We start from the raw sequence: 23,171 nt of genomic DNA, 5'->3' as shown, positions 1-23,171 counted from the left end.
GGTCGCTCGCGGCCCGGCGCGAGGCGCGCCCGCGCCGCGGGCGCCGGGGCGGCGGCGCCCCGGCCCGGGTGGCGGTGCGTGAGCGTGTGGCCACCGCCGTCGGGGACCTCTCCTACCGGGTGGACGCGACCGGCTTCTGGCAGGTCCACCGCGACGCACCCGCCGCGCTCGTCGACGCGGTCCTCGCCGCGGCCCGCCCCGAGCCCGGGCAGCGGGTCGTCGACCTGTACTCGGGCGCCGGGCTCTTCACCCTCCCGCTCGCCCGCGCCGTCGGGGAGGGCGGGCGTGTGGACGCCGTCGAGGTCAACGACCGGGCCGTCAAGGACGCCCGGCGCAACCTCCACGACAGCCCGCAGGCCACCCTCCACGTCGCCGGTGTCACCGCCGCCGTGGTCGAGGGGCTGGGAAGCGGCGTCGACGCCGTCGTCCTCGACCCGCCGCGCTCGGGCGCGGGGACACAGGTCATGACGGCGCTCACCGAGCTGCGACCCGGGCGGATCGTCTACGTCGCCTGCGACCCCGCCGCGCTGGCGCGCGACCTGCGCACCGCCGTCGACCACGGCTACGACGTCACCGCGCTCACCGGCTACGACCTCTTCCCCCACACCCACCACGTCGAGTGCGTCGCCGTGCTCGAGCCCCGCAGCAGCTGAGCGGACGGCGACGCGCCGTGCGCTCGGCGTGACTTCGGCGGCCCGGCAAAGTATCTTGATGTCGAGATAACTTGTGGGTGGCGGCTGCTGCGACGGCTCCACCCGCGTGCGACGATGACCGACAGAAGCGCAGCAGCGAAGCGGCAAGAGGAGCAGATGTGAGCGTCGACAGCTTTGGAGCCCGCTCCACCCTCACGGTGGGCGAGCAGGACTACGAGATCTACCGCCTGGACGCGGTCGAGGGCCTGGAGCGGCTGCCCTACAGCCTCAAGATCCTCGCCGAGAACCTCCTGCGCACCGAGGACGGCGCCAACGTCACCGCCGACCACGTCCGTGCCCTCGCGTCGTGGAACCCGGAGGCGGACCCGGACACGGAGATCCAGTTCACCCCGGCCCGCGTGGTCATGCAGGACTTCACCGGCGTGCCCTGCATCGTCGACCTCGCCACCATGCGCGAGGCGATGGCCGACCTCGGCGGCGACCCGACGAGGATCAACCCGCTCGCCCCGGCCGAGCTCGTCATCGACCACTCTGTCGTCGTCGACTCCTTCGGCAACGCCCAGTCCTTCGCGCGCAACGTCGAGCTCGAGTACGAGCGCAACGGCGAGCGCTACCAGTTCCTGCGCTGGGGCCAGACCGCGTTCGACGACTTCAAGGTCGTCCCCCCGGGCACCGGCATCGTCCACCAGGTCAACGTCGAGTACCTGGCCCGGACGGTCATGACGCGGGAGAAGGACGGCGTGACGGTCGCCTACCCCGACAGCTGCGTCGGCACCGACTCCCACACCCCGATGGTCAACGGACTGGGCGTGCTCGGCTGGGGCGTCGGCGGCATCGAGGCCGAGGCCGCCATGCTCGGCCAGCCGATCAGCATGCTCATCCCCAAGGTCGTCGGCTTCAAGCTCTCCGGTGAGATCCCCGACGGTGCCACCGCGACGGACGTCGTCCTCACGATCACCGAGAAGCTCCGCGACCACGGTGTCGTGGGCAAGTTCGTCGAGTTCTACGGCGAGGGGGTGGCCGCGGTGCCGCTCGCCAACCGCGCCACCATCGGCAACATGAGCCCCGAGTTCGGCTCGACCGTCTCGATCTTCCCGGTCGACGACGTCACCCTGGACTACCTGCGCCTCACCGGCCGCGACGCCGCCCAGGTCGCGCTCGTCGAGGCCTACGCCAAGGCGCAGGGCCTGTGGCACGACCCCTCCCGCGAGGCCCGCTACTCCGAGTACGTCGAGCTCGACCTGTCGACGGTCGTGCCCTCGATCGCCGGCCCGAAGCGGCCCCAGGACCGCATCGCGCTGAGCAGCGCGAAGGACCAGTGGCGCGCCGACATCAAGAACTACGTCGTCAAGGGCAACGGGATCGACAAGAGCGGGCTCGACAAGGAGCTCATGGACACCTTCCCGGCGTCCGACCCGACGAGCCCCGACCCGACGCACCACTCCTCGGAGGAGGGGCGGCCGACGCACTCCGCCGTGGTGCCCGGGGAGGGCCGCCCGAGCCAGCCCGTGCGCGTGACCCTCGAGAACGGCACCGAGGTCGAGCTCGACCACGGCGCCGTCGTCATCGCGGCCATCACCTCGTGCACGAACACGTCCAACCCGTCCGTCATGCTGGGCGCCGCCCTGCTGGCGAAGAAGGCCGTCGAGAAGGGCCTGAAGACCAAGCCCTGGGTCAAGACCTCGATGGCCCCCGGCTCGCAGGTCGTGACGAACTACTACGACAAGGCGGGCGTCTGGCCCTACCTCGAGGCGCTGGGCTACCACCTCGTCGGCTACGGCTGCACCACCTGCATCGGCAACTCCGGCCCGCTGCCGGAGGAGATCTCCGCGGTGGTCAACGACAACGACCTCGCGGTCGCGTCGGTGCTCTCCGGCAACCGCAACTTCGAGGGCCGGATCAACCCGGACGCCAAGATGAACTACCTCGCCTCCCCGCCGCTGGTCGTCGCCTACGGCCTGGCCGGGACGATGGACTTCGACTTCGAGAACGAGCCGCTCGGGCAGGACAAGGACGGCAACGACGTCTACCTGCGCGACATCTGGCCCAGCCCGGCCGAGATCGACGCCGTCATCGCGAGCTCGGTGAGCCAGGAGATGTTCGAGGAGGACTACGCCGACGTCTTCGCCGGTGACGAGCGCTGGCGCGAGCTCCCTACGCCGGAGGGCGACACCTTCGAGTGGGACGAGGACTCGACCTACGTCCGCAAGCCCCCGTACTTCGAGGGCATGGCCGCCGAGCCCGAGCCGGTCTCCGACATCAGCGGCGCGCGCGTCCTGGCCAAGCTCGGTGACTCGGTGACCACCGACCACATCTCCCCGGCCGGCGCCATCAAGCCGGACAGCCCCGCGGGCCGCTACCTCGCCGAGCACGGCGTGGCGCGCAAGGACTTCAACTCCTACGGGTCCCGCCGCGGCAACCACGAGGTGATGATCCGCGGCACCTTCGCCAACATCCGGCTGCGCAACCAGCTGCTCGACGGCGTCGAGGGCGGCTTCACGAAGAACTTCCTCACGGGGGAGCAGGAGTCGATCTTCGACGCGTCGATGGCCTACCAGGAGGCCGGCATCCCGCTCGTCGTCCTCGGTGGCAAGGAGTACGGCTCCGGGTCCTCCCGTGACTGGGCCGCCAAGGGCACCACGCTCCTCGGCATCAAGGCCGTCATCGCCGAGAGCTTCGAGCGGATCCACCGCTCCAACCTCATCGGCATGGGCGTCCTGCCGCTCCAGTTCCCGGCCGGCGAGAACGCCGACTCCCTGGGGCTGGACGGCACCGAGACCTACTCGGTCGCGGGCGTCACCGAGCTCAACGAGGGCCGCACGCCCCGCACGGTCAAGGTGACCGCCGAGAAGGAGGGTGGGGAGACGGTCGAGTTCGACGCCGTCCTGCGCATCGACACCCCCGGCGAGGCGGACTACTTCCGCAACGGCGGCATCCTCCAGTACGTGCTGCGCAGCCTCGTCGAAAAGGCCGCCTGACACAGCCGCAGTGACGGACGGGCCCCGGTCACCGACCGGGGCCCGTCCCCTTTTCCTCCACCGCCCTACCGCCGACAGCCGACTTCCCGCCGACAGCCGCCTTCCCGCCGACAGCCGACTTGTCGCCGAGAGTCGAGTTCCCGCCGACAGCCGACTTGTCGCCGAGAGTCGAGTTCCCGCCGACAGCCGACTTGTCGCCGAGAGTCGACTTGTCGACCGCTACGGCGTTGCCGTGCGGTACAGATCGGTGAGGACGAAGATCTCCGAGCCGTGGTGGATGAGTTCACGGTTCATGTGGAGCACGAGGTGCCCGAACGGCGCGGCCGCATCGATCTCGGTCGCTTGGCTCAGGCCCACGGTCATGAACTCGTCGTCGGGCACCGACTCGACGCCTTCCCGCCACGCCTCCACCGTGCTGGCCAGCTCCGCGCGGGCAAGGTGGACATCGCCGTGGACGACGGCGTCCTCCCGCCGCCGCTGACGCTCACCGAAGGTCCATTCCCACCGCTCGAGGTACGCCTCGGTGAGGTGGGCGACGAGCCAGGCGATCGTTCGTGGTCCGGGCTCGTCCGCGCCCTCGGGCCACTCGGCCACCCACTCGCCGGTCCCCAGCGTGCGGGGCGTCCGTTCCGCCCCGCGATGCACGACGTTGAGCGCGCCGGGTCGGGGTTCCTGAAGGAACTCCTCCTGGGTCACGGTCGCGAGCCTGCCGGCCAGCTCGAGCCACGAGAAGCCGAGCTGCCCGAGCGCCATCGCCTTTGGGGTCGGCACCTCGAGGATGGACCAGTCGAACTCGGGTGCGCCGTAGTCGCCTCGCATCTGTGCGCCTCCTGAGGTGTGCGACGTTCCGCACACCGTAGTGCCCGACGGCGGCGCGTCGGAAGGGGGCGTGTGCACCGTCGTCGGGGCTTCTCGCGGCGAGTCGGCTGTCCGGGGGAAGTCGGCGCTCGGCGACAAGTCGGCTGTCGGTGACAAGTCGGCTGTCGGTGACAAGTCGGCTGTCCGGGGGAAGTCGGCGCTCGGCGACAAGTCGGCTGTCGGTGACAAGTCGGCTGTCGGCGGGAAGTCGGCTGTCGGCGACAAGTCGGCTGTCGGCGGGAAGTCGGCTGTGGGCGGGGGAGTGGGCGTGGCGGGGCGCGGCGTCGTAGGGTGAACCAGCGTGTTGTCACCGATGGAAGGGGAGCGATGAGTCTGCTCGGACGCATCCGCAGGCCCGCTGACCTGCACTCCCTGACCGGGCCCGAGCTCGAGGTCCTGGCCAAGGAGCTGCGGGACTACCTCGTCGACTCGGTCTCCAAGACCGGCGGCCACCTCGGGCCCAACCTCGGGGTCGTCGAGCTCACGCTGGCGATCCACCGGGTCTTCGAGTCCCCGCGCGACCGCGTCGTCTTCGACACCGGGCACCAGTCCTACGTCCACAAGCTCCTCACCGGGCGGCAGGACTTCACCGACCTGCGCAAGCGCGGCGGCATCTCGGGCTACCCGAGCCGCAGCGAGTCCGAGCACGACATCGTGGAGAACTCCCACGCCTCGACCGCGCTCTCCTGGGCCGACGGCATCGCCCGGGCCCACGAGCTGACCGGCCAGCGCGACCGGCACGTCGTCGCCGTCATCGGCGACGGCGCCCTCACCGGGGGCATGGCCTGGGAGGCCCTCAACAACATCACCGAGGCGCAGGACCGCCGCCTCGTCATCATCGTCAACGACAACGGCCGCTCCTACGCCCCGACGATCGGCGGTTTCGCCCACCACCTCGACGCGCTGCGCACCGCGCGCGGCTACGAGAAGGTCCTCGGCTGGGGCAAGCGCGCGCTGCAGCGCAGCGGCCCGCCCGGGCGGATGACCTACGACGCCCTTCACGGCTTCAAGAAGGGCGTCAAGGACGTCATCGCGCCCCAGGGCATGTTCGAGGACCTGGGCATGAAGTACATCGGGCCGGTCGACGGCCACGACCTCGCGGCCATGGAGTTCGCCCTGCGCCGGGCCAAGGCCTTCGGCAGCCCCGTCATCGTCCACGCCATCACCGAGAAGGGCCGCGGGTACACCCCCGCGGAGGAGGACATCGCCGACCGCTTCCACGCCGTCGGCGTCATCCACCCCGAGACCGGCCTGCCGGTCGCCCCCTCGCGCTTCGGCTGGACCTCCGTGTTCGCCGAGGAGATCGTCGAGATCGCCCGCCGGCGCAGCGACGTCGTCGCGGTCACCGCCGCGATGCTCGCCCCCGTGGGGCTCGCGCCGTTCGCCGAGGAGTTCCCCGAGCGCGTCATCGACGTCGGCATCGCGGAGCAGCACGCGCTCACCTCCGCGGCGGGGATGGCGTTCGCCGGCCTGCACCCCGTCGTCGCGCTGTACGCGACCTTCCTCAACCGTGCCTACGACCAGCTCCTCATGGACGTCGCGCTGCACCGCGCAGGCGTCACCATCGTCCTGGACCGCGCCGGCATCACCGGCGACGACGGCGCCAGCCACAACGGCATGTGGGACCTCGCCCTGCTGCGCACGGTCCCGCGGCTGCGCCTGGCCGCGCCCCGCGACGAGGACACGATGCGCGCCGAGCTGCGCGAGGCCGTCGACGTCGACGACGCCCCGACCGTCGTCCGCTACCCCAAGGGCGCTCTGCCGGAGGCACTGCCCGCGGTCGGCCACGAGGGCGACGTCGACGTCCTCGCCCGCACCGCCGGCGACGGCGGGCCCCGGGTGCTCCTCGTCGGCGTCGGGGTCATGGCGCACACCGCCATGGCCGCGGCTACCGCGCTCGGTGCGCAGGGCATCGGCTCGACCGTCGTCGACCCCCGCTGGGTGCTCCCGGTGAGCCAGGACCTCCTGGACCTGGCCGCGAAGCACGACCTCGTCGTCGTCGTCGAGGACGGGCTGGGCACGGGCGGGGTCGGCAGCGCCGTCCGCGACGCCCTGGCGCAGGCCGGCCGCGCCGTCCCCGTGCAGACCCACGGCCTGCCCCACGAGTTCCTCGACCACGCCACCCGGACCCAGGTGGTCGAGCACTACCACCTGCAGGCCCAGGACGTCGCCCGGCAGGCAGCCGGTGCGGTCGCCGGCCTCCCGGCCACGGCCGAGCAGCCCCTCGGCCGTGCGGTGGAGCCCGACCCCCGCTCCTGAGCGTGGTCCCCGTCACACTCGGCTAGCCGCGTGTGAGGGGCCTGACGTGGGTACTCGGTCCTAGGTCCCACGAATGCCGTCCCGTCGATCCGTACGGTGGTTCCACCGGCACACGCCGGCGAGGAGAGGGAGACAGCAATGGCTACCACCACCATCCACACGGCGCCGCACACCGCGGACGCCTGGCGGGGCTTCGCGCCCGGCCCGTGGCAGGAGAGCGTCGACGTCCGCGACTTCATCCAGCGCAACTACACCGCCTACGACGGCGACAGCTCCTTCCTCGCCGGGCCCACCGAGCGCACGACGCACGTGTGGCAGACCCTCGCGGCGATGTTCCCCGAGGAGCGCGAGAAGGGCGTGTACGACGTCGACGCCACGACGCCGTCGACCATCACCGCCCACGCGCCGGGGTACATCGACAAGGACCGCGAGGTCATCGTCGGCCTGCAGACCGACGCGCCGCTCAAGCGAGCCATCATGCCCTACGGGGGGTGGCGGATGGTCGCGACCTCGCTGGAGACCTACGGCTACGAGGTCGACCCGACGCTCGAGACGATCTTCACGACCTACCGCAAGACCCACAACCAGGGCGTCTTCGACGTCTACCCGTCCGACGTGCGCAAGGCGCGCAGCGCCCACATCGTCACCGGGCTGCCCGACGCCTACGGCCGCGGCCGCATCATCGGCGACTACCGCCGCGTCGCGCTCTACGGCGTCGACGCGCTCATCGCCGCCAAGCAGGCCGACCGCGCCCACCTCGACGCGCAGCGCTCGGTCGAGGACGTCATCCGCGACCGCGAGGAGAACAGCGAGCAGATCCGCGCGCTGCAGGAGCTCAAGGAGATGGCCGCCTCCTACGGCTACGACATCTCCGGGCCGGCACGCACCGGCCGCGAGGCCGTCCAGTGGCTGTACTTCGCCTACCTCGGCGCGGTCAAGGAGCAGAACGGCGCGGCCATGTCGCTGGGGCGCACCTCCACCTTCCTGGACGTCTTCCTCGAGCGGGACATCGCCGCCGGTCTCCTCACCGAGTCCGAGGCGCAGGAGATCATCGACGACTTCGTCATCAAGCTGCGGATCGTGCGCTTCCTGCGCACGCCCGAGTACGACGAGCTCTTCTCCGGTGACCCGACGTGGGTGACCGAGTCGATCGGCGGCGTCGGCGACGACGGACGCCACCTCGTCACGAAGAACTCCTTCCGGATGCTCCAGACCCTGTACAACCTGGGCCCGGCGCCGGAGCCCAACCTCACCGTGCTGTGGAGCGAGAACCTGCCCGAGGGCTTCAAGCGGTTCTGCGCGCAGGTCTCGATCGACACCTCGGCGATCCAGTACGAGTCCGACTCCCTCATCCGCTCCCAGTGCGGCGACGACGCCGGCATCGCCTGCTGCGTGTCCGCGATGGGGATCGGCAAGCAGATGCAGTTCTTCGGGGCCCGGGTCAACATCGCGAAGGCGCTGCTGTACGCGATCAACGGCGGCCGGGACGAGATCAGCGGCAAGCAGATCGCCCCCGCCACCGACCCGGTGGCCGGCGACGTCCTCGACTACGACGACGTGCTGCGCCGGTACGACGCCCTGCTCGACTGGCTGGCCGCCACCTACGTCGACGCGCTCAACTGCATCCACTTCATGCACGACAAGTACGCCTACGAGCGCCTGGAGATGGCACTGCACGACCGCGACGTGCTGCGGACCATGGCCTGCGGCATCGCCGGCCTGTCGGTCGCCGCGGACTCGCTGTCGGCGATCCGCTACGCGACGGTGCGGCCGGTGCGGGGCGAGGACGAGCTCGTCGTCGACTACGAGGTCGAGGGCGACTTCCCGACCTTCGGCAACGACGACGACCGCGTCGACGACATCGCCGTCATGCTCGTCGAGCGGTTCATGGAGAAGGTGCGCCGCCAGCCCACCTACCGGAACGCCGTGCACACCCAGTCGGTGCTGACGATCACCTCCAACGTCGTCTACGGCAAGCACACGGGCAACACCCCCGACGGCCGGCGGGCGGGGGAGTCCTTCGCCCCCGGTGCGAACCCGATGAACGGGCGCGACACCCACGGCATGCTCGCCTCGGCGCTCTCGGTGGCCAAGCTGCCCTACTCCGAGGCGCAGGACGGCATCTCGCTCACCAACACGGTGGTGCCCTCGGGGCTGGGCCGCACCAAGGACGAGCAGGTGGGCAACCTCGTCGGCCTGCTCGACGCCTACATGGGGGCGCAGGGCTTCCACATGAACGTCAACGTCCTCAACCGCGACACGCTCTACGAGGCGATGGAGCACCCGGAGAGGTTCCCGCAGCTCACGATCCGGGTGTCCGGCTATGCCGTGAACTTCGTGCGGCTCACCCGCGAGCAGCAGCTCGACGTCATCTCGCGGACCTTCCACGGACAGGTCTGAGCGACCGGCTCCCGGCCCCGGCCGGGGCCGGGAGCCCACCACGCCGAGCCGGGGAGGAGACTTGTGAGCCAGGAGCAGACGCTTGTCAGCGGCGTGGTCGCCCCCGACGGCATCAACGGCGAGTACGTGGCGATCCCCGAGGACGCGGTGCCGCGGCTGCGGCGCTCGGCGGGCACCGCCGGTCTCGCCTCGGTGGAGGAGATGGGCCGCAGCGAGCACCTCGCCGCGGTCCGGGCCGGGGACATCGGCTCGGTCCACTCGTGGGAGCTCGTCACAGCGGTGGACGGCCCCGGCACGCGCCTCACCGTCTTCCTCGCCGGCTGCCCCCTGCGCTGCCTCTACTGCCACAACCCCGACACCCTGCGGATGCGCGACGGTGAGGCCGTCCGCGTCGACGAGCTGCTGCGGCGGGTCCGGCGCTACGTCCCCGTCTTCCGGGCGACCGGCGGCGGCCTCACCGTCTCCGGTGGCGAGCCGCTCATGCAGCCGGCCTTCCTCACCCGCCTCCTCGAGGGCGCCAAGGCCATGGGCGTCCACACGACGATCGACACCTCCGGCTTCCTCGGCTCCTACGCGAGCACCCGGCTGCTCGACGCCCTCGACCTCGTCCTCCTCGACGTCAAGTCCGGACTGCCCGACGTCTACCGGGCGACGACGGGGCGCGAGCTGCAGCCGACGCTCGACTTCGGGCGCACGCTCGTCGCGCACGGCAAGGAGATCTGGGTGCGCTTCGTCCTCGTGCCCGGCCTCACCGACGGGTACGCCAACGTCGAGGCCGTGGCCGACTACGTCGCGAGCCTCGCCACCGTGACCCGGGTGGAGGTGCTGCCCTTCCACCAGATGGGCCGCGACAAGTGGCAGCGCCTCGGCGCCACCTACCAGCTCGCCGACACCGAGCCCCCGACGCCGGACCTGGTGGACAGAGTGCGCACCCAGTTCAGGTCACGAGGCCTCACCACCTACTGACAGCCCGCGTCGCCCGCCCCCAAACTTCGCAACTGGTCGACCGGCTGACGCCTCCGGCGCCGACGCTGTCGCGCAGTCGACCAATTGCGACGTTCTGGGGTGGGGGTCACGTGGGGAGGGTGGCGGTGCCTGGCTCGAGGAAGCGGCGACCCGTCACTGCCTCTGCCACTCCCGTCCTGTCCAGGTAGGGGGTGATGCCGCCGTTGTGGAGGGGCCAGCCGGCGCCGAGCACCATGGCGAGGTCGACGTCGCGGACGTCGGCGACGACGCCGTCGTCGAGCAGGAGGCGCACCTCCTGGGCCAGCGCGCGGCGCACCCGCTCGAGCACGCCGTCGGCGTCCAGCGGCTCGGGCAGGGGCCGGGAGCCGAAGAACCGGTCGAGGTCCTCGCGCACCGCGGACGCGGCGCTCGGCCGCTCCTCGACCGTGAAGCGCTCCCCCTCGGCCACCATCCGCTCGAGTCCCGGGGAGTGCGGGTAGCGGTCCCCGAGCGTGCGCCGCAGCTCGTCGAGCACGTGCATCGCCACGGCGGGGCCGACGAGCTGGAGGAGCTGGAAGGGGCCCATCGGGAGTCCCATCGGCCGCAGGGCGCGGTCGGCCACCGACACCGCGGTGCCCTCCTCCAGGGCCCCGAGCACCTCCCCGAGCATCCGGACGAGCACCCGGTTGACGACGAAGCCCGGCGCGTCCTGGCACGCGATCGCGCTCTTGCGGGCACCGGCCGCGACGGCGAAGGCCGTGGCATAGGCGGCGTCGGAGGTGTGGGAGGTGCGGACGACCTCGACGAGCGGCATCTGCGCGACCGGGTTGAAGAAGTGCAGCCCCACCACGCGCTCGGGGTGCTCGAGGCCGGCCGCCATCGCGGTCACCGACAGGGCGGAGGTGTTCGTCGCGAGGACGCAGTCGGGCCCGACGACGGGCTCCACCTCGGCGAACACCCGCCGCTTGACGGCGAGCTCCTCGAAGACGGCCTCGACGACGAGGTCGCACCCCGCGAGCTCGGCCAGGTCCGCGGTGGCCGTCACCCGGGCACGCAGCTCCTCGGCGCGCGCCTCGTCCAGCCGGCCGGAGCGCTCCAGCCGCGCGACCTGGTCGTGGACGTGGCGCAGCCCGGCGGCGGCGCGCTCGTCGTCGAGGTCACGCATGACGACGGGCACCCGTAGCGTCCGGGCGAGGAGGACGGCGAGCTGGCTCGCCATGAGCCCGGCCCCGAGCAGGCCCACCCGGCGCACCGGCCGTGCGAGCTCCTCGGACGGGGCACCGGCAGGCCGGCGCGCGCGGCTGCGGGTGAGGTCGAAGGCGTAGAGACCGGCGCGCAGCTGGTCGGACATGATGAGCTCGGTGAGCGCGAGGTCCTCGGCCGCGAACCCCTCCGCGCGCGAGGCGGTGCGAGCGGCGGCGACGAGCTCCAGCGCGCGCTGCGGCGCGGGCGCCCCGCCCTCGGCGCGGCGGGCGACGAGCTCCCGGCGCGCACCGACCGCCTCGTCCCAGGCGGCGGCGTCGGACGTGTGGTCCGTGCGCGCCGGGTCGATGGCGCCGGAGAGCACCTCGGTGACCCAGGCGAGCGCGCCGTCGCGGAAGTCCTCCCCGCCGCGCTGCACGCCGTCGACGAGCCCGAGGTCCAGGGCCTGCTGGGTGTCGAGCGTGCGCTGGCGGGCAGGGTTGTCGACGATGACCTGCAGCGCCGCCTCCGGGCCGATGAGCCGGGGGAGGAGGTAGCACCCGCCCCAGCCGGGCACGAGCCCGAGGGAGGTCTCGGGCAGGCCCAGCGGTGCGGCGTCGGCCGCGGCGACCCGGTAGCGGCAGGCGAGGGCGAGCTCGAGCCCGCCGCCCAGGGCGAGGCCGCTGAGGAGCGCGAAGCTCGGCAGGTCGCGCAGGAGGGTGACGATCCGGTGGCCGGCCTCGGCCACCGCGCGGGCGTCCTCGACGCGTGCCATCGAGCCGATGGCGCGCAGGTCCGCGCCCGCCGCGAAGCAGCCCGGTGTGCCGGTGAGGGCGACGGCGGTGATCTCGCCGTCGTGCACGCGCGTGGCGCAGGCGGCGAGGGCCTCCTCCAGGGCGGCGATGCTCCGCGGGCCGAGCGTGGCGGGCCGTCCGTCGGTCCCGGCCATGGTGACCAGGGCGAGCGTGCCGGTGGCCAGCGAGACGTTCTCGACGCTGATCGTCGTGGTGGGTGTCATCGTCACTCCCTCGTGATGGGTACCGACGACCGACAGTACCGGGTACCTCGCCCGGCGTCTCCCTCCGCGGTCAGCCGGCGCGCAGCGCCTCGGTCAGCGCCGCCGCCGTCAGGTCCACCTGCCACGGGCGCGCACCCTGGTCGGCAAGGGCCTCGCGGACCGTGGTCTCGTCCACGACGTCCGGGGGCGTCCAGGCGAGCTGGCGCTGCACGGCGGGGGACAGGAGGTTCTCCTGGGGGACGTCGTGCGCCTCGGCGAGGGTGCGGATGGCGGATCGGACGGCGTCGAGCCGTGCTGCGGCGGCCGGGTCCTTGTCCGCCCAGGAGCGCGGCGGGGGCGGGGTGCCGGTCGCCGAGGCGAGCCGGCGCGGCGGGTGCTCCGAGGCGGGCAGCGCGAGCGCACGCTCGACGGCGGACCACCAGTAGCCGCTCGACCGGCGCGTGCCCTTGCCGGAGAACTCCGGGAGCGCGGCGAGCGCCTGCTCGCTGCGGGGGACCGCGAGGGCGGCCGCGACGATGGCGCGGTCGGGCAGCACGCGGCCGGGAGAACGGTCCCGCTTGCGGGCCAGCTCGTCCCGCGCCTGCCACAGCTCGCGGACGACGGCGATGCCCTGGCTGCCGCGGACGGCGTGCATGCCCGAGGTCCGCCGCCACGGGTCCACCCGCGGGGCCGGGTCGGGGGCCAGCCGCACGGCCTCGAACTCCTGGCGGGCCCACTCGAGCTTGCCGGCCTCCTCCAGCGCCGCGGCCAGCCGGTCGCGCAGCTCGACGAGGAACTCCACGTCGAGCGCGGCGTACCGCAGCCAGTCGTCGGGCAGCGGGCGGGTCGACCAGTCCGCCGCGGAGTGCTCCTTGGCCAGGGAGTACCCGAGCTCCTCGGCGATGATCGCGCCGAGGCCGACCTTGCTGCGCCCGAGCAGGCGCGCGGCGAGCTCGGTGTCGAAGAGGGACGCGGGGTACATGCCGAGGTCGTGGAAGCCGGGCAGGTCCTGGTTGGCGGCGTGGAGGACCCACTCGGTGCCGGCGAGCGCCTCCCCGACCTCGCTGAGGTCACCGACCGCGATGGGATCGACGAGGAGCGTGCCGACGCCCTCACGCCGGAGCTGGACGAGGTAGGTGCGCTGGCCGTAGCGGTAGCCGGACGCGCGCTCGGCGTCGGCGGCGACGGGGCCGGTGCCCGAGGCCAGCGCCGCCGCGGCGCGGGCGAGGCCGTCACGGGTCGTGATGACGGGCGGGGTGCCCTCGCGCGGCTCGGTGACGGGGACCAGCGGGGGCGTCTCGGCGTCGACGGGCTCGGTCATGGGGGCCACGGTATGCCCGGGGTGGCCGGTCGGCCGCGTGGGCACGCGGCAGCGGCCCAGACCGTGACGAACGCCGCTCGGCTCAGCGGCGCGGCGTCAGCGCGGTGACCCCGTCGGGCAGCGGTTCGAGGCCGGAGGCCGAGGATGCGAGCTGGGTCCACGCCAGGAGGTGCGGGCCGAGGTCGGTCGTGTTGGGCGACCACGACGCGCGCACCTCGATCTCGACGTCCTGGTCCCGCAGGACGAGCCCGCCGAAGCTCTCCGAGAGCACCCGGGTGACCGTGCCGGACAGGGAGTGGTAACCGGCCCCCGCGGCGGCCAGGGCGTCGGTGAGCCACGCCCAGCCGACCTCGCCGAGGAGCGGGTCGGCGCCCAGCTCGTCCTCCAGCCGCGCGCGCGCCATGACGATGATCCGGAAGGTCCCGTTCCAGGCGCTCTGTCCCTCGGGGTCGTGGAGGACGACGAAGCGGCCACTGCCGAGGAGCGTCTCGGGATCGTCGCTCGGGTTGACCTCGGCGGTGAGGGCGAGGGCGTAGGGCGCGATCCGGGTGGGGGCAGGCACCTCCTCGAGGCGGACCTCGGGCCGCTGGCGGTGCCCGCGCAGGCTGAGGAGCGCCTCCTCGAATGCGGGCGGAACCTGCGCACCGTCGCTGTTCACGCCCTCAGGCTAGGGCGGCGCGCCCCGAAGTGGGACGTGGCGCGCCGGTAGACTCGCCGCGCCCCCGCCGCCCAACTCCGGAGGAGCCCGTGGCCGACTTCCGTCCCGTCCTGCTCGGCACCGACCTCGGCGTGTACTCGATCGCCCGCTCGTTCCACGAGGCGTACGGGGTCCGCTCGATCGTCGTGTCCAACCAGCGCCGCGGGCCGGTCGACCACTCCCGCATCCTCGACAACGTCCTCGTCGGAGCGGGCGCGAGCGAGGAGCAGACCGTCGCGGCCCTCGTCGACGTCGCGCGCCGGCACGCCGGCACCCCGCTCCTCCTGATCGTCAACGCCGAGCACGAGGTCGAGATGCTCGTGCGCCACCGCGCGGTCCTGGAGGAGCACTTCGTCGTCCCCTACGCCGCCGACGCGGTGCTCACCGCCGCGGGCGACAAGGAGGTGCTCGCGGCCGCCTGCGAGCGGCTGGGGGTCGCGACGCCGGCCAGCCGCGCCGTCGACCTCGCCGGCGCCGACGACGGCGGGTGGGCGCCCCCGCGCCTGGACCTCACCTTCCCCGTGGTGCTCAAACCGGCGGTCAGCGCGGAGCACCTGCTCCTGTCCTACGAGGGCAAGCGCAAGGTCTACAGCGCCGCCACGCAGGAGGAGGCCGACGCCGTGCTGCGCCGCCTCGCGGCGGCCGGGCTGCGCGACGTCGTCCTCGTCCAGGAGCTCGTCCCCGGCGACGACACGCAGGGCCGCACCGTCACCTGCTACGTGGACCGCTCCGGGGAGGTCACGCTCATGGCCTCCGGGCAGCTGCTCCTCCAGCTGCACGCGCCGACGATGATCGGGAACTCGGCGACCATCCTCACCGAGGCCCAGCCGGAGATCGAGGCGCAGGCCGCCGCGGTCCTCGGCGAGCTCGGCTTCACCGGCTTCGCGAACTTCGACGTCAAGGTCGACCCGCGCGACGGCCGCGCCAACTTCCTCGACCTCAACCCGCGCATCGGGCGGCCGAACTACTACCTCAACGTGGCGGGCCGGAACCCCGCTCGCGCCGTCGTCGCGGACTTCGCGGCCGAGCTGGGCGTGGCTCCCGCCTCCGCACCCCTGTACCGCGCCGAGCAGGAGATCGGGGTCTACTCCTACCTGCCGTGGCGGCTCGTGCGGCGCTACCTCACCGGCACCGAGCTGCGCCGCCGGGTGGGGCGCATCCACCGCACGCGTCGCTTCACCCACCCGCTCGCCTACCCGCTCGACCGCGACCCGCGGCGCGGCTTCTACCGCGCCGCCTCCACCGTCAACCTCGTCCGCGACTTCAAGGAGCACTACCCCGAGCCGACGCCCACAGGGCTGTGAGCGGCCCGAGGCCCCAGCGGCCGCTCCATGCCTCCACACCCAGGTCCCCGACGGACCCCGTGGGGTGGGAGGGGCTCAGGCAGGTCGGTAGACGGCCACCGTCACCGAGACGGTGACGTCGACGGCGTCGGGCAGCGCCGCGACGGCGGCGGTGAGCGCGTCCCGGTCGACGTGGTGGGCGCTGGGGCCCATGAGCGCCTCGAGGGTGACGTCCTCCCGGGTCATCGCCGCGCGGTACCGCACCGCGCGCTCCTCGACGACGGCGAAGTCGGCGAGCTGGCGGGCGAGCCGGTCCGCCTTGTCCGGGGCGACGCCGATCATCCCGAGCGGCCCGATGATCTCCGTCAGGTGGTCCTGCGCGGGGGCGACGACGACGAGCCGCCCGGCCGGCGCGAGCACCCTGACGATCTCCGGCGCGTTGCGCGGCCCGAAGACGCTGAGCACGGCACCGGCCGAGCCGGTGGCGAGCGGCAGGCGCTGCCAGACGTCGGCGCGCACCGCCGCCAGTCGCGGGTGGGCGCGCGCGGCACGGCGGGCGGCGTAGGGGGAGAGCTCGACGTCGAGGCCGACGGCGGCGGGCAGGGCGTCGAGCACCGTGGCGAGGTAGTAGCCGGTGCCACCCGCGAGGTCGACGACGAGAGGCGAGGCGCCGTCGGGTGCCGGCACGGTGGCGACCGCCTCGGCGAGGGCAGCGGCGATCGGCGCGTAGTGTCCCCGTCCGAGGAAGGCCTCCCGTGCGGCCACCATGTCCGCGGTGTCCCCGCTGCCCGCCCGGCTGCCGCCGCCCAGCAGCGTGAGGTAGCCCTGTCGCGCGAGGTCGAAGCCGTGACCCCCGGCGCAGTGCACCGAGCGGTCGGTCCGTTCGAGCGCGGCCGCGCACACCGGGCAGCGCAGCTGCGGCAGGACGAGGTCGATGCGCGGGTTCTCCATGACGGCCGCCAGCCTATGGGGTCGCTTAGGGTTGTCCGGTGCTCATCCTGCTGCCGCCCTCGGAGTCCAAGTCCACCCGCAGCAGGGGCAGGGCGGCCGACCCGGCCGCGCTGAGCTTCCGCGAGCTCGTCGGCCCGCGCCGTACGGTCGCGGCCGAGCTCGCCGCCGTCAGCGCCCGCCCGGACGCCCTCGAGGTGCTCGGTGTCGGTGCCAGCCTCGTCGAGGAGGTGGCCGCCAACCTCCGGCTCGACACGGCGCCCGCCCTCCCGGTGCGTGAGCTCTACACCGGCGTCCTCTACGACGCCCTCGACCTCGACGGCATGGACGCCGTCGCCCGCCGCCGGGCCGCCCGCTGGACCGTCGTCGTCTCCGCTCTCCACGGGGCCCTGCGGCTCAGCGACCGCGTCGCCCCCTACCGGCTCGCGATGAACGTCACGCTGCCCGGCACCGGGCCGCTCGCCCGCTTCTGGCGCGAGCACCTCGACGTCGCGCTGACGACGGCGGCCGGGGACGGCGTCGTCGTCGACTGCCGGTCCTCGACCTACGCGGCCGCCGGGTCCCCGCGCGGGAGCGCCGCCGCGACGTGGGTCCAGGTCCGCGTCCCGGGCGCCAGCCACATGGCCAAGCACACCCGCGGGCTCGTCGCCGGCCACCTGTGCCGCACGGGCGCCTCGCCTCGGACCCCACAGCGGCTCGCCGAGGAGCTGGACGGCGCCTTCACCGTCGTCGGTCTCAGCGCGCCCGCCCGCGCCGGCAGGCCGTGGGTGCTCGACGTCACCGCGGAATAGACCCGGGCCCTCCCGGTTGGACCCGGGTAGACCACCCCAGACGAAAGGTCCCCGATGCCACTCCCGCTCTCGATCCTCGACCTCGCCACCGTGGGCCGCAGCCAGACCGTCGCCGAGTCCCTCGACGGGACCGTCGCCCTGGCGCAGAAGGCCGAGGAGACGGGCTACACGCGGGTCTGGTACGCCGAGCACCACAACATGGCCGCGATCGCGTCCTCGGCCACGTCCGTGCTCATCGCGCACGTCGCCGCGCACACGAGGACCATCCGGCTCGGCTCGGGCGGCGTCATGCTGCCCAACCACTCCCCGCTCACCATCGCTGAGCAGTACGGGACCCTCGAGACGCTCCACCCGGGGCGCATCGACCTCGGCCTGGGCCGCGCGCCGGGCACCGACCAGAACACGATGCGCGCCCTGCGCAGGGACAACAGCTCGGCCGACTCCTTCCCCGAGGACGTCCTCGAGCTCCAGGGCTACCTGCAGGGACAGTCGCGTGTCCCGGGCGTGGACGCCTACCCCGGCAAGGGCACCGACGTCCCGCTCTACATCCTCGGCTCCTCGCTGTTCGGCGCCGGGCTCGCCGCGACCCTCGGCCTCCCGTACGCCTTCGCCTCCCACTTCGCGCCCGCCGCGCTGCACGAGGCGATCGCGCTGTACCGGCGCGAGTTCGAGCCCTCCGCCCAGCTCGACAAGCCCCACGTCATCGCCGCGTACAACGTCGTGGCGGCCGACCGGCAGGAGGACGCCGAGCGCCAGCAGCAGGAGGTCATGCGCGGCCGCGTCGCGCTGCTCCTGCGCCCGGGCACCCAGTACACCGACGAGCAGGCCGACGCCCTCCTCGCCTCGCCCCAGGGCCGCCACCTCACCCAGATGATGACCTACAGCGCCATCGGCACCCCCGACGTCGTGCGTGACAAGGTCACCGAGTTCGGCGAGCAGACCGGCGCCGACGAGATCATCGTCGCCCACCAGGGCCCCACGGTGGAGGAGCGGCTGCGCTCGGCCGAGCTGCTCGCCGAGGCCTACCTCACCTGAGCGGACCGGCCCGCCTGCCGTGCGTCGCCCCCTCCCGCACCTAGGGTGGGGGGCGACGCGAAAGGGGATGAGGTGGAGCACAGCATCAGGCTCGTGCCGCTGGACGACGGTGAGTTCGCCGCGCTGACGGCGGACGTCGACCTCCCGGTGGAGCAGTCCCTCGCCTGGGACGCCTACGACCGCGCCGTCCCCGGACGGCGGCCGTGGAAGCGCTTCGCCTTCCTCGTCGACGAGGAGCCGACCGCCGTCGTCGCCCTGTCGGAGTACCTCGGGCGCGGCTTCCACTACCTGTGGGCCAAGCACGGCCCGGTCTGGCTCACCGAGCCGACGCCGGAGCTCGAGCGGGCCCTGCGGGAGCGGCTCGTCACCGGCGTGCGTGCCGTCGACCCGCGGCTCGCCTTCGTGCGCCTCCACGCCGCCCACCCCGCCGAGGACCTCCACCCGCTGCTCCAGTCGGTCACCTACGACCGCACCGTCGTCGTCCGGCTCGACGGCCGCACCGACGACGAGCTGCTCGCCGGGATGAAGAAGCGCGGCCGCCGCGACCTCCGCAAGGGTCTGCGCGAGCAGCCCGTCGAGTGCGCCGAGGAGACCGGCACCGCGGACTTCACGCCGTTCTACGACGTGCTGCGCGAGACCGCCGAGCGCGACGGCTTCGGCGTCCACCCGATGAGCGTCTACACGACCATGCTCGACGCCCTCGGCCCCCAGCACGCCCGCCTGTTCGTCGGGCGGCACGACGGCGAGGTCCAGGCCTGGGTCATCGTCACCGTCCACGACGGTCTCGCCACCGCCTACTACGCGGCGAGCACCGCCGCCGGTCGTGTCCACGACGCCCCTACCCAGCTGTACTGGCACATCATCCGCACCCTGCGCGACGAGGGGGCGCGGAGCTTCGACTTCATGGGCATCGGCTCGGAGCTGGCCCCGTCCCTCGAGGCGCTGACGACGATGAAGACGAAGTTCAACCCCGAGCCCACGGAGGTCGCCCCCGCCTGGGACGTCCCCGTCCGCCCCCTGACCTACACCGCGCTGACGAAGGCGCTGGCCGCCAAGCGCAGCGCCGTCGCGGCGGCCCGTCGCGCGGTGCCTGCTGCGCGCCGTGCCATCAGCCGCGAGGAGGAGACCGCGTGACCCTGCGCCCCGTCGACGACACCACCTACACCGCCCTGGCCGCCGGCACCCCGCTGCCCGTGGAGCAGGCGCCCGTCTGGGCCGCCTTCGACGCCGTCGTCCCCGGCCGCTCCCACTGGGGCCGGCTCGCCTTCGACGACGACGACGGCGTCACGGCCGCCGTCGTCACGCTCGCCGAGGTCCGTGGTCCGGGAGGGTTCCGGTACCTGTGGGCGAAGAACGGTCCGGTGTGGCTCGTGGAGCCGACGCCGGAGCGGGAGGCGGCGCTGCGCCACGAGCTGGGGGAGCGGCTGCGTCGGGTCGACCCGCGGCTCGTGTTCGTCCGCCTCCACGCGCGGCACGAGGCGCCGGACCTGCGCCCGGTCATGCAGGGCATCACCTACGACCGGACGGTGGTCGTCAACCTCGACCGCAGCGAGGACGAGGTCTTCGCCGCGATGAAGCAGCAGGGCCGACGCGCCATCCGCAAGGCGCTCAAGGACGAGTCGCTCACCGTGGGCGAGGAGACCGGCCTGGACGAGGCGGCCTTCGCCGAGCTGTACGACGTCTTCGTCGAGACCGGCGAGCGTGAGGGCTTCGGCCCTCACCCGGCCCGGCGCTACCTCGACATGCTCGCAACCCTCGGGCCCGAGCACGCCCGGGTGTTCGTCACCCGGCGCGACGGCCGGGCGCTGGCCTGGGCGCTGGTCCTCGTCAACGACGGCGCGGCCCTCTACTCGGTGGGCGCCTCCAACTCCGAGGCGCGCGGCGCCTACGCCGCCGACCTCCTCCACTGGGAGGTCATCCGTACGCTGCTCGCCGAGGGCGTGCGCTCCTACGACCTCGCCGGCGCCGGCTCCGAGCGCTTCCCGGGGCTCTCGGGTCTCACGCAGTTCAAGACGAAGTTCGAGAAGGAGATCACCGAGGTCTCCCCGGCATGGGACATGCCGCTCCACCGCCGCGCGTACACCGCGCTCGTCCAGGCCCTGACCGCGAAGCGTCACGCCACGGCAGCGCTGGGCCGGGTGAGGTCCCGCCTCCGCCCCTGACCGGACCGCGACAGCGCGGCCTGCCGCGTCCCGGGCGCAGCTCCTCAGGCAGTGGTCAACGGCTGGCAGCTCCGCCGACGACCGACAGGAGCCGGAGCCTGGCGTGGCTGTCGCTGCCGGGCTGAGCGGTGTAGACGAGCAGGCGGTGCGACTGGTCGGGGTCGAGGAGTGTCTGACAGCTGAGCTCCAGCGCCCCGACCAACGGATGCGCGAACCGCTTGACCTCCGGCGGCCGGAGGCCGACCTCGTGCCTCTCCCAGAGGTCGTGGAACTCCGCGCTCCGCCCACGAAGGAGGTCGACGAGGTGCTCGGCCCTCGAGCCGGGCCCGCGGAGTGTGGCCACCTCCCGAAGTCCGGCCACGTACACGCGTGAGAGCACCGAGCGCTCCTCCGGCGGGTACGCCTCCGCCGCCGCGGGGTCGGTGAACCACCGGTACCCGATGCTGCGCTCCGGGCCGGAGTGCCGGCTGGCGTCACCGGTGAGGGCAACCCCCATCGGGGACTGCCGGAGCGTCTCACCGAGCTCGGTGATGATCTCGGCCGGCGTGTCCTGGAGCCGGTCGAGGACCCGGAGCAGGCCCGGGCCGATGTGGTCGCTCGTCGCTGCGCGTGGAGGTGGCTGGTGACCGGACAGCCGGAACATGTGGTCGCGCTCGTCCAACGACAGGTGCAGGCCCTGTGCCATCGCCGCGATCATCTGCTCCGAGGGCTGGGGACCCGTCCCCCGCTCGAGGCGGGCGTAGTAGTCGGTCGACATGTGGCACAGCGCAGCCACCTCCTCGCGCCGCAGCCCGTCGGTCCTCCTCCGCGGGCCACGTGGCAGCCCGACGTCCTCGGGCTGGAGCGACTCCCGCCTGCGTCGGAGGAACGTCGCCAGTCCCGCGCGGTCGATCATCGTGTGTCCTCCTCGTCCCCGACCCCTCGGGTGTCGTTTCTACCGCGGCACGCGCGCGACAGCCAGGCCCTGTCGATCCACCCCTCGTGGCGGCCGGCCGGCATCGCGAGGTCCCCCAGGGGTGGACTCCCGGTCAGTGGATACGCCGGCCCTGAAACGCCGGACGGCGAGATCGCAGGATGGTGCCCGCACGCCGGTCCGAGGCCGGCGCACCGACGAACGAAGGACGGCTCATGGCACACAGCTCCGGTACATCGGTCCCCGACCTCAGCGGCTCGATCGCGGTGGTCACGGGCGCCAGCGACGGCATCGGGCAGGTCATCGCCACCTGTCTGGCCAGGGCAGGCGCCGAGGTCGTCATGCCCGTGCGATCGGCGATCAAGGGTGATGCCGCAGCGGCCCGCATCCGCGGACAGGTCCCGGGCGCCACGGTCACGACACGCGCCCTGGACCTGTCGTCCCTCGAGTCCGTGGCCGGGCTGGTGGACCGGCTCAGCTCGGAGGGGCGCCCGATCGACATCCTCGTCAACAACGCGGGCGTCATGACGCCGCCGGAGCGCCAGATCACGGCGGACGGGTTCGAGCTCCAGCTCGGCACCAACCACCTCGGTCACTTCGCGCTCACCCTGGGGCTGCTGCCGCTACTCAGGGAGGGCGGGGCAAGGGTCACCCACCAGACGAGCATCGCGGCGAGGAGTGGGGAGATGAACTGGGCGGACCTGAACTGGGAGACCGGCTATGACGCCATGAGGGCCTACCGCCAGTCCAAGATCGCCGTCGCGCTCTTCGCCCGCGAGCTCGACGCGCGGAGCAGGGCCGCAGGGTGGGGGATCTCCAGCAACGTGGCTCACCCGGGCGTCTCACCCACGAACCTCCTCGCCGCGCAGCCGGGCATGGGGCGGGAGCGAGAGACCGGCGGGCGTCGTGCGATCCGACTTCTCTCACGCCTCGGCATCGCCGGGACCGCCGAGTCCGCAGCTCTTCCCGCCGTGGTGGCGGCGACGGACCCGGCGTCAGCGGGTGACCAGTTCTACGGGCCGCGTCGCACGCTGAGCGGTCCGCCCGCGCTGCTGCCGCAGTGGGGCCCGATGGCGAACATGGACGATGCCCGCAGGCTCTGGGAGGAGTCCGAGCGACTCGTGCGCGTGCGCTTCACCGCCTGACCTCGCGCCCCCGGACGGGGACGGGTCAGCCGACGATGCTGCTGCCCGTGTAGAGGTGGAGCACCGGGACTCCCAGCGCCTCGCGGGCTCGGCTCGCCCAGTCGCGGCGGAGGGTGTCGTCGAGGAGCTTGGGGGTCGTCACGACGATCACCTCGAAGGCCCTGTGGTTGGCCACGGCTTGGCTGAGGGCTGGCAGCGGGTCGTCGGCGACAACCACACCGTCCGCCGTCGCCCCGGCGGCCTCGAGCAGCGCGAGGGAGAGCCGGAGCGCCTCGGCGGCCTCCGTCCGAGCCTGACGGTCGTCCGGGTCCGGGTTGGTGATGTCGTGCCAGAGCCGGCGCAGGTCGAGCAGACCGAGGTCGTTGACGACCTCCCGGAGGACGTGGTGGTCGGTGTCCGCCGGGACGAGCACCTCGAAGCGCACGTCTCGCTCCGCGTAGTGCTCGACGATCTGTGCCACATCGGTGTCGAGCAGGGTGTCCTCGGTCAGGATGACGACGGTCTGCGTCACTGGTCCTCCAGGTGTCTCGGTCCTCCGGGACGCACATCGGTCCGGCCGGAGTCGTCCGGAGGTGCGTCCAGACGACCATATGTGCGCCCCGGC

Annotated in this window: 19 protein-coding genes; 12 read left to right on the top strand and 7 right to left on the bottom strand. The window is 73.0% G+C overall.

The window, feature by feature from the left end; translation table 11 throughout:
• Together GD632_RS09400 and GD632_RS09395 are read left to right on the top strand one after the other, a co-directional pair.
• Nucleotides 1–653 (top strand): class I SAM-dependent RNA methyltransferase (locus GD632_RS09400; RefSeq protein WP_152191331.1); only part of this gene is annotated, 653 nt, incomplete at its 5' end.
• Nucleotides 654–811: 158 nt separating this feature from the next.
• The gene (locus tag GD632_RS09395) at nucleotides 812–3,631 is read left to right on the top strand and encodes an aconitate hydratase (RefSeq protein WP_152191329.1); all 2,820 of its coding nucleotides are present in this window, start codon (nucleotides 812–814) and stop codon (nucleotides 3,629–3,631) included.
• A gap of 219 nt (nucleotides 3,632–3,850) precedes the next feature.
• Here GD632_RS09395 and GD632_RS09390 read toward each other — a convergent pair whose 3' ends face one another.
• Nucleotides 3,851–4,450 carry a DinB family protein gene (locus tag GD632_RS09390; protein ID WP_152191327.1) on the bottom strand — a complete coding sequence of 200 codons (600 nt, stop codon included), beginning with the start codon at nucleotides 4,448–4,450 and terminating at the stop codon, nucleotides 3,851–3,853.
• A 70-nt stretch (nucleotides 4,451–4,520) separates the two neighbouring features.
• Between GD632_RS09390 and GD632_RS09385 the strand changes: the two genes are divergently transcribed.
• The 4 genes from GD632_RS09385 (at nucleotide 4,521) to pflA (ending at nucleotide 10,114) form a co-directional block, all read left to right on the top strand.
• Nucleotides 4,521–4,784 (top strand): hypothetical protein, encoded by a 264-nt coding sequence (locus GD632_RS09385; protein ID WP_152191324.1) that lies wholly within the window; start codon nucleotides 4,521–4,523, stop codon nucleotides 4,782–4,784.
• A 32-nt stretch (nucleotides 4,785–4,816) separates the two neighbouring features.
• Nucleotides 4,817–6,748, top strand: a complete 1,932-nt coding sequence (gene dxs / locus GD632_RS09380) for a 1-deoxy-D-xylulose-5-phosphate synthase (RefSeq protein ID WP_152191322.1) — start codon at nucleotides 4,817–4,819, stop codon at nucleotides 6,746–6,748.
• Nucleotides 6,749–6,886: 138 nt separating this feature from the next.
• Nucleotides 6,887–9,148 carry a formate C-acetyltransferase gene (gene pflB, locus GD632_RS09375; RefSeq protein WP_152191320.1) on the top strand — a complete coding sequence of 754 codons (2,262 nt, stop codon included), beginning with the start codon at nucleotides 6,887–6,889 and terminating at the stop codon, nucleotides 9,146–9,148.
• Between the two features lie 111 nt (nucleotides 9,149–9,259).
• Nucleotides 9,260–10,114, top strand: a complete 855-nt coding sequence (gene pflA, locus GD632_RS09370; protein WP_452176651.1) for a pyruvate formate-lyase-activating protein — start codon at nucleotides 9,260–9,262, stop codon at nucleotides 10,112–10,114.
• Between the two features lie 106 nt (nucleotides 10,115–10,220).
• Here pflA and GD632_RS09365 read toward each other — a convergent pair whose 3' ends face one another.
• The 3 genes from GD632_RS09365 to GD632_RS09355 form a co-directional block, all read right to left on the bottom strand.
• Complete coding sequence (locus GD632_RS09365; RefSeq protein ID WP_152191318.1) at nucleotides 10,221–12,293, bottom strand: 3-hydroxyacyl-CoA dehydrogenase NAD-binding domain-containing protein; 2,073 nt, start codon at nucleotides 12,291–12,293, stop codon at nucleotides 10,221–10,223.
• A 70-nt stretch (nucleotides 12,294–12,363) separates the two neighbouring features.
• The gene (locus GD632_RS09360; protein WP_152191316.1) at nucleotides 12,364–13,593 is read right to left on the bottom strand and encodes an HRDC domain-containing protein; all 1,230 of its coding nucleotides are present in this window, start codon (nucleotides 13,591–13,593) and stop codon (nucleotides 12,364–12,366) included.
• 82 nt (nucleotides 13,594–13,675) lie between these two features.
• Nucleotides 13,676–14,251, bottom strand: a complete 576-nt coding sequence (locus tag GD632_RS09355; protein ID WP_152191313.1) for a DUF3000 domain-containing protein — start codon at nucleotides 14,249–14,251, stop codon at nucleotides 13,676–13,678.
• Between the two features lie 89 nt (nucleotides 14,252–14,340).
• Between GD632_RS09355 and GD632_RS09350 the strand changes: the two genes are divergently transcribed.
• Nucleotides 14,341–15,594 (top strand): carboxylate--amine ligase, encoded by a 1,254-nt coding sequence (locus GD632_RS09350; RefSeq protein ID WP_152191311.1) that lies wholly within the window; start codon nucleotides 14,341–14,343, stop codon nucleotides 15,592–15,594.
• Between the two features lie 75 nt (nucleotides 15,595–15,669).
• Here GD632_RS09350 and GD632_RS09345 read toward each other — a convergent pair whose 3' ends face one another.
• Nucleotides 15,670–16,524, bottom strand: a complete 855-nt coding sequence (locus GD632_RS09345; protein ID WP_152191309.1) for a putative RNA methyltransferase — start codon at nucleotides 16,522–16,524, stop codon at nucleotides 15,670–15,672.
• Between the two features lie 38 nt (nucleotides 16,525–16,562).
• Between GD632_RS09345 and GD632_RS09340 the strand changes: the two genes are divergently transcribed.
• The 4 genes from GD632_RS09340 (at nucleotide 16,563) to GD632_RS09325 (ending at nucleotide 20,509) form a co-directional block, all read left to right on the top strand.
• Nucleotides 16,563–17,312, top strand: coding sequence for a YaaA family protein (locus tag GD632_RS09340; protein ID WP_152191307.1), 750 nt, complete (start codon nucleotides 16,563–16,565; stop codon nucleotides 17,310–17,312).
• A 54-nt stretch (nucleotides 17,313–17,366) separates the two neighbouring features.
• On the top strand, nucleotides 17,367–18,347 hold the full coding sequence (locus tag GD632_RS09335) for an LLM class flavin-dependent oxidoreductase (RefSeq protein ID WP_152191305.1): 981 nt from the start codon (nucleotides 17,367–17,369) through the stop codon (nucleotides 18,345–18,347).
• Nucleotides 18,348–18,419: 72 nt separating this feature from the next.
• Nucleotides 18,420–19,481: a lipid II:glycine glycyltransferase FemX gene (locus GD632_RS09330; protein WP_226924772.1), complete on the top strand. Its 1,062-nt coding sequence runs from the start codon at nucleotides 18,420–18,422 to the stop codon at nucleotides 19,479–19,481.
• A complete protein-coding gene (locus tag GD632_RS09325) occupies nucleotides 19,478–20,509 on the top strand; it encodes a lipid II:glycine glycyltransferase FemX (RefSeq protein WP_152191303.1) in 1,032 nt (343 codons plus the stop codon). The genes GD632_RS09330 and GD632_RS09325 overlap by 4 nt, the downstream gene beginning before the upstream one ends.
• 55 nt (nucleotides 20,510–20,564) lie before the next feature.
• On the opposite strand, the gene GD632_RS09320 is transcribed toward GD632_RS09325, so the two are convergent.
• Nucleotides 20,565–21,404: a helix-turn-helix transcriptional regulator gene (locus GD632_RS09320; RefSeq protein WP_152191301.1), complete on the bottom strand. Its 840-nt coding sequence runs from the start codon at nucleotides 21,402–21,404 to the stop codon at nucleotides 20,565–20,567.
• 233 nt (nucleotides 21,405–21,637) lie between these two features.
• Between GD632_RS09320 and GD632_RS09315 the strand changes: the two genes are divergently transcribed.
• On the top strand, nucleotides 21,638–22,567 hold the full coding sequence (locus GD632_RS09315) for an SDR family oxidoreductase (RefSeq protein ID WP_152191298.1): 930 nt from the start codon (nucleotides 21,638–21,640) through the stop codon (nucleotides 22,565–22,567).
• Nucleotides 22,568–22,592: 25 nt separating this feature from the next.
• Here GD632_RS09315 and GD632_RS09310 read toward each other — a convergent pair whose 3' ends face one another.
• A complete protein-coding gene (locus GD632_RS09310) occupies nucleotides 22,593–23,078 on the bottom strand; it encodes a hypothetical protein (protein WP_152191296.1) in 486 nt (161 codons plus the stop codon).
• Nucleotides 23,079–23,171 lie beyond the last annotated feature (93 nt).

The organism is Georgenia satyanarayanai, assembly GCF_009193135.1.
Lineage (GTDB): Bacteria > Actinomycetota > Actinomycetes > Actinomycetales > Actinomycetaceae > Oceanitalea > Oceanitalea satyanarayanai.
Note: the sequence above shows the minus strand (reverse complement) of the source record. Positions and strands in the feature narration are given on the sequence as shown.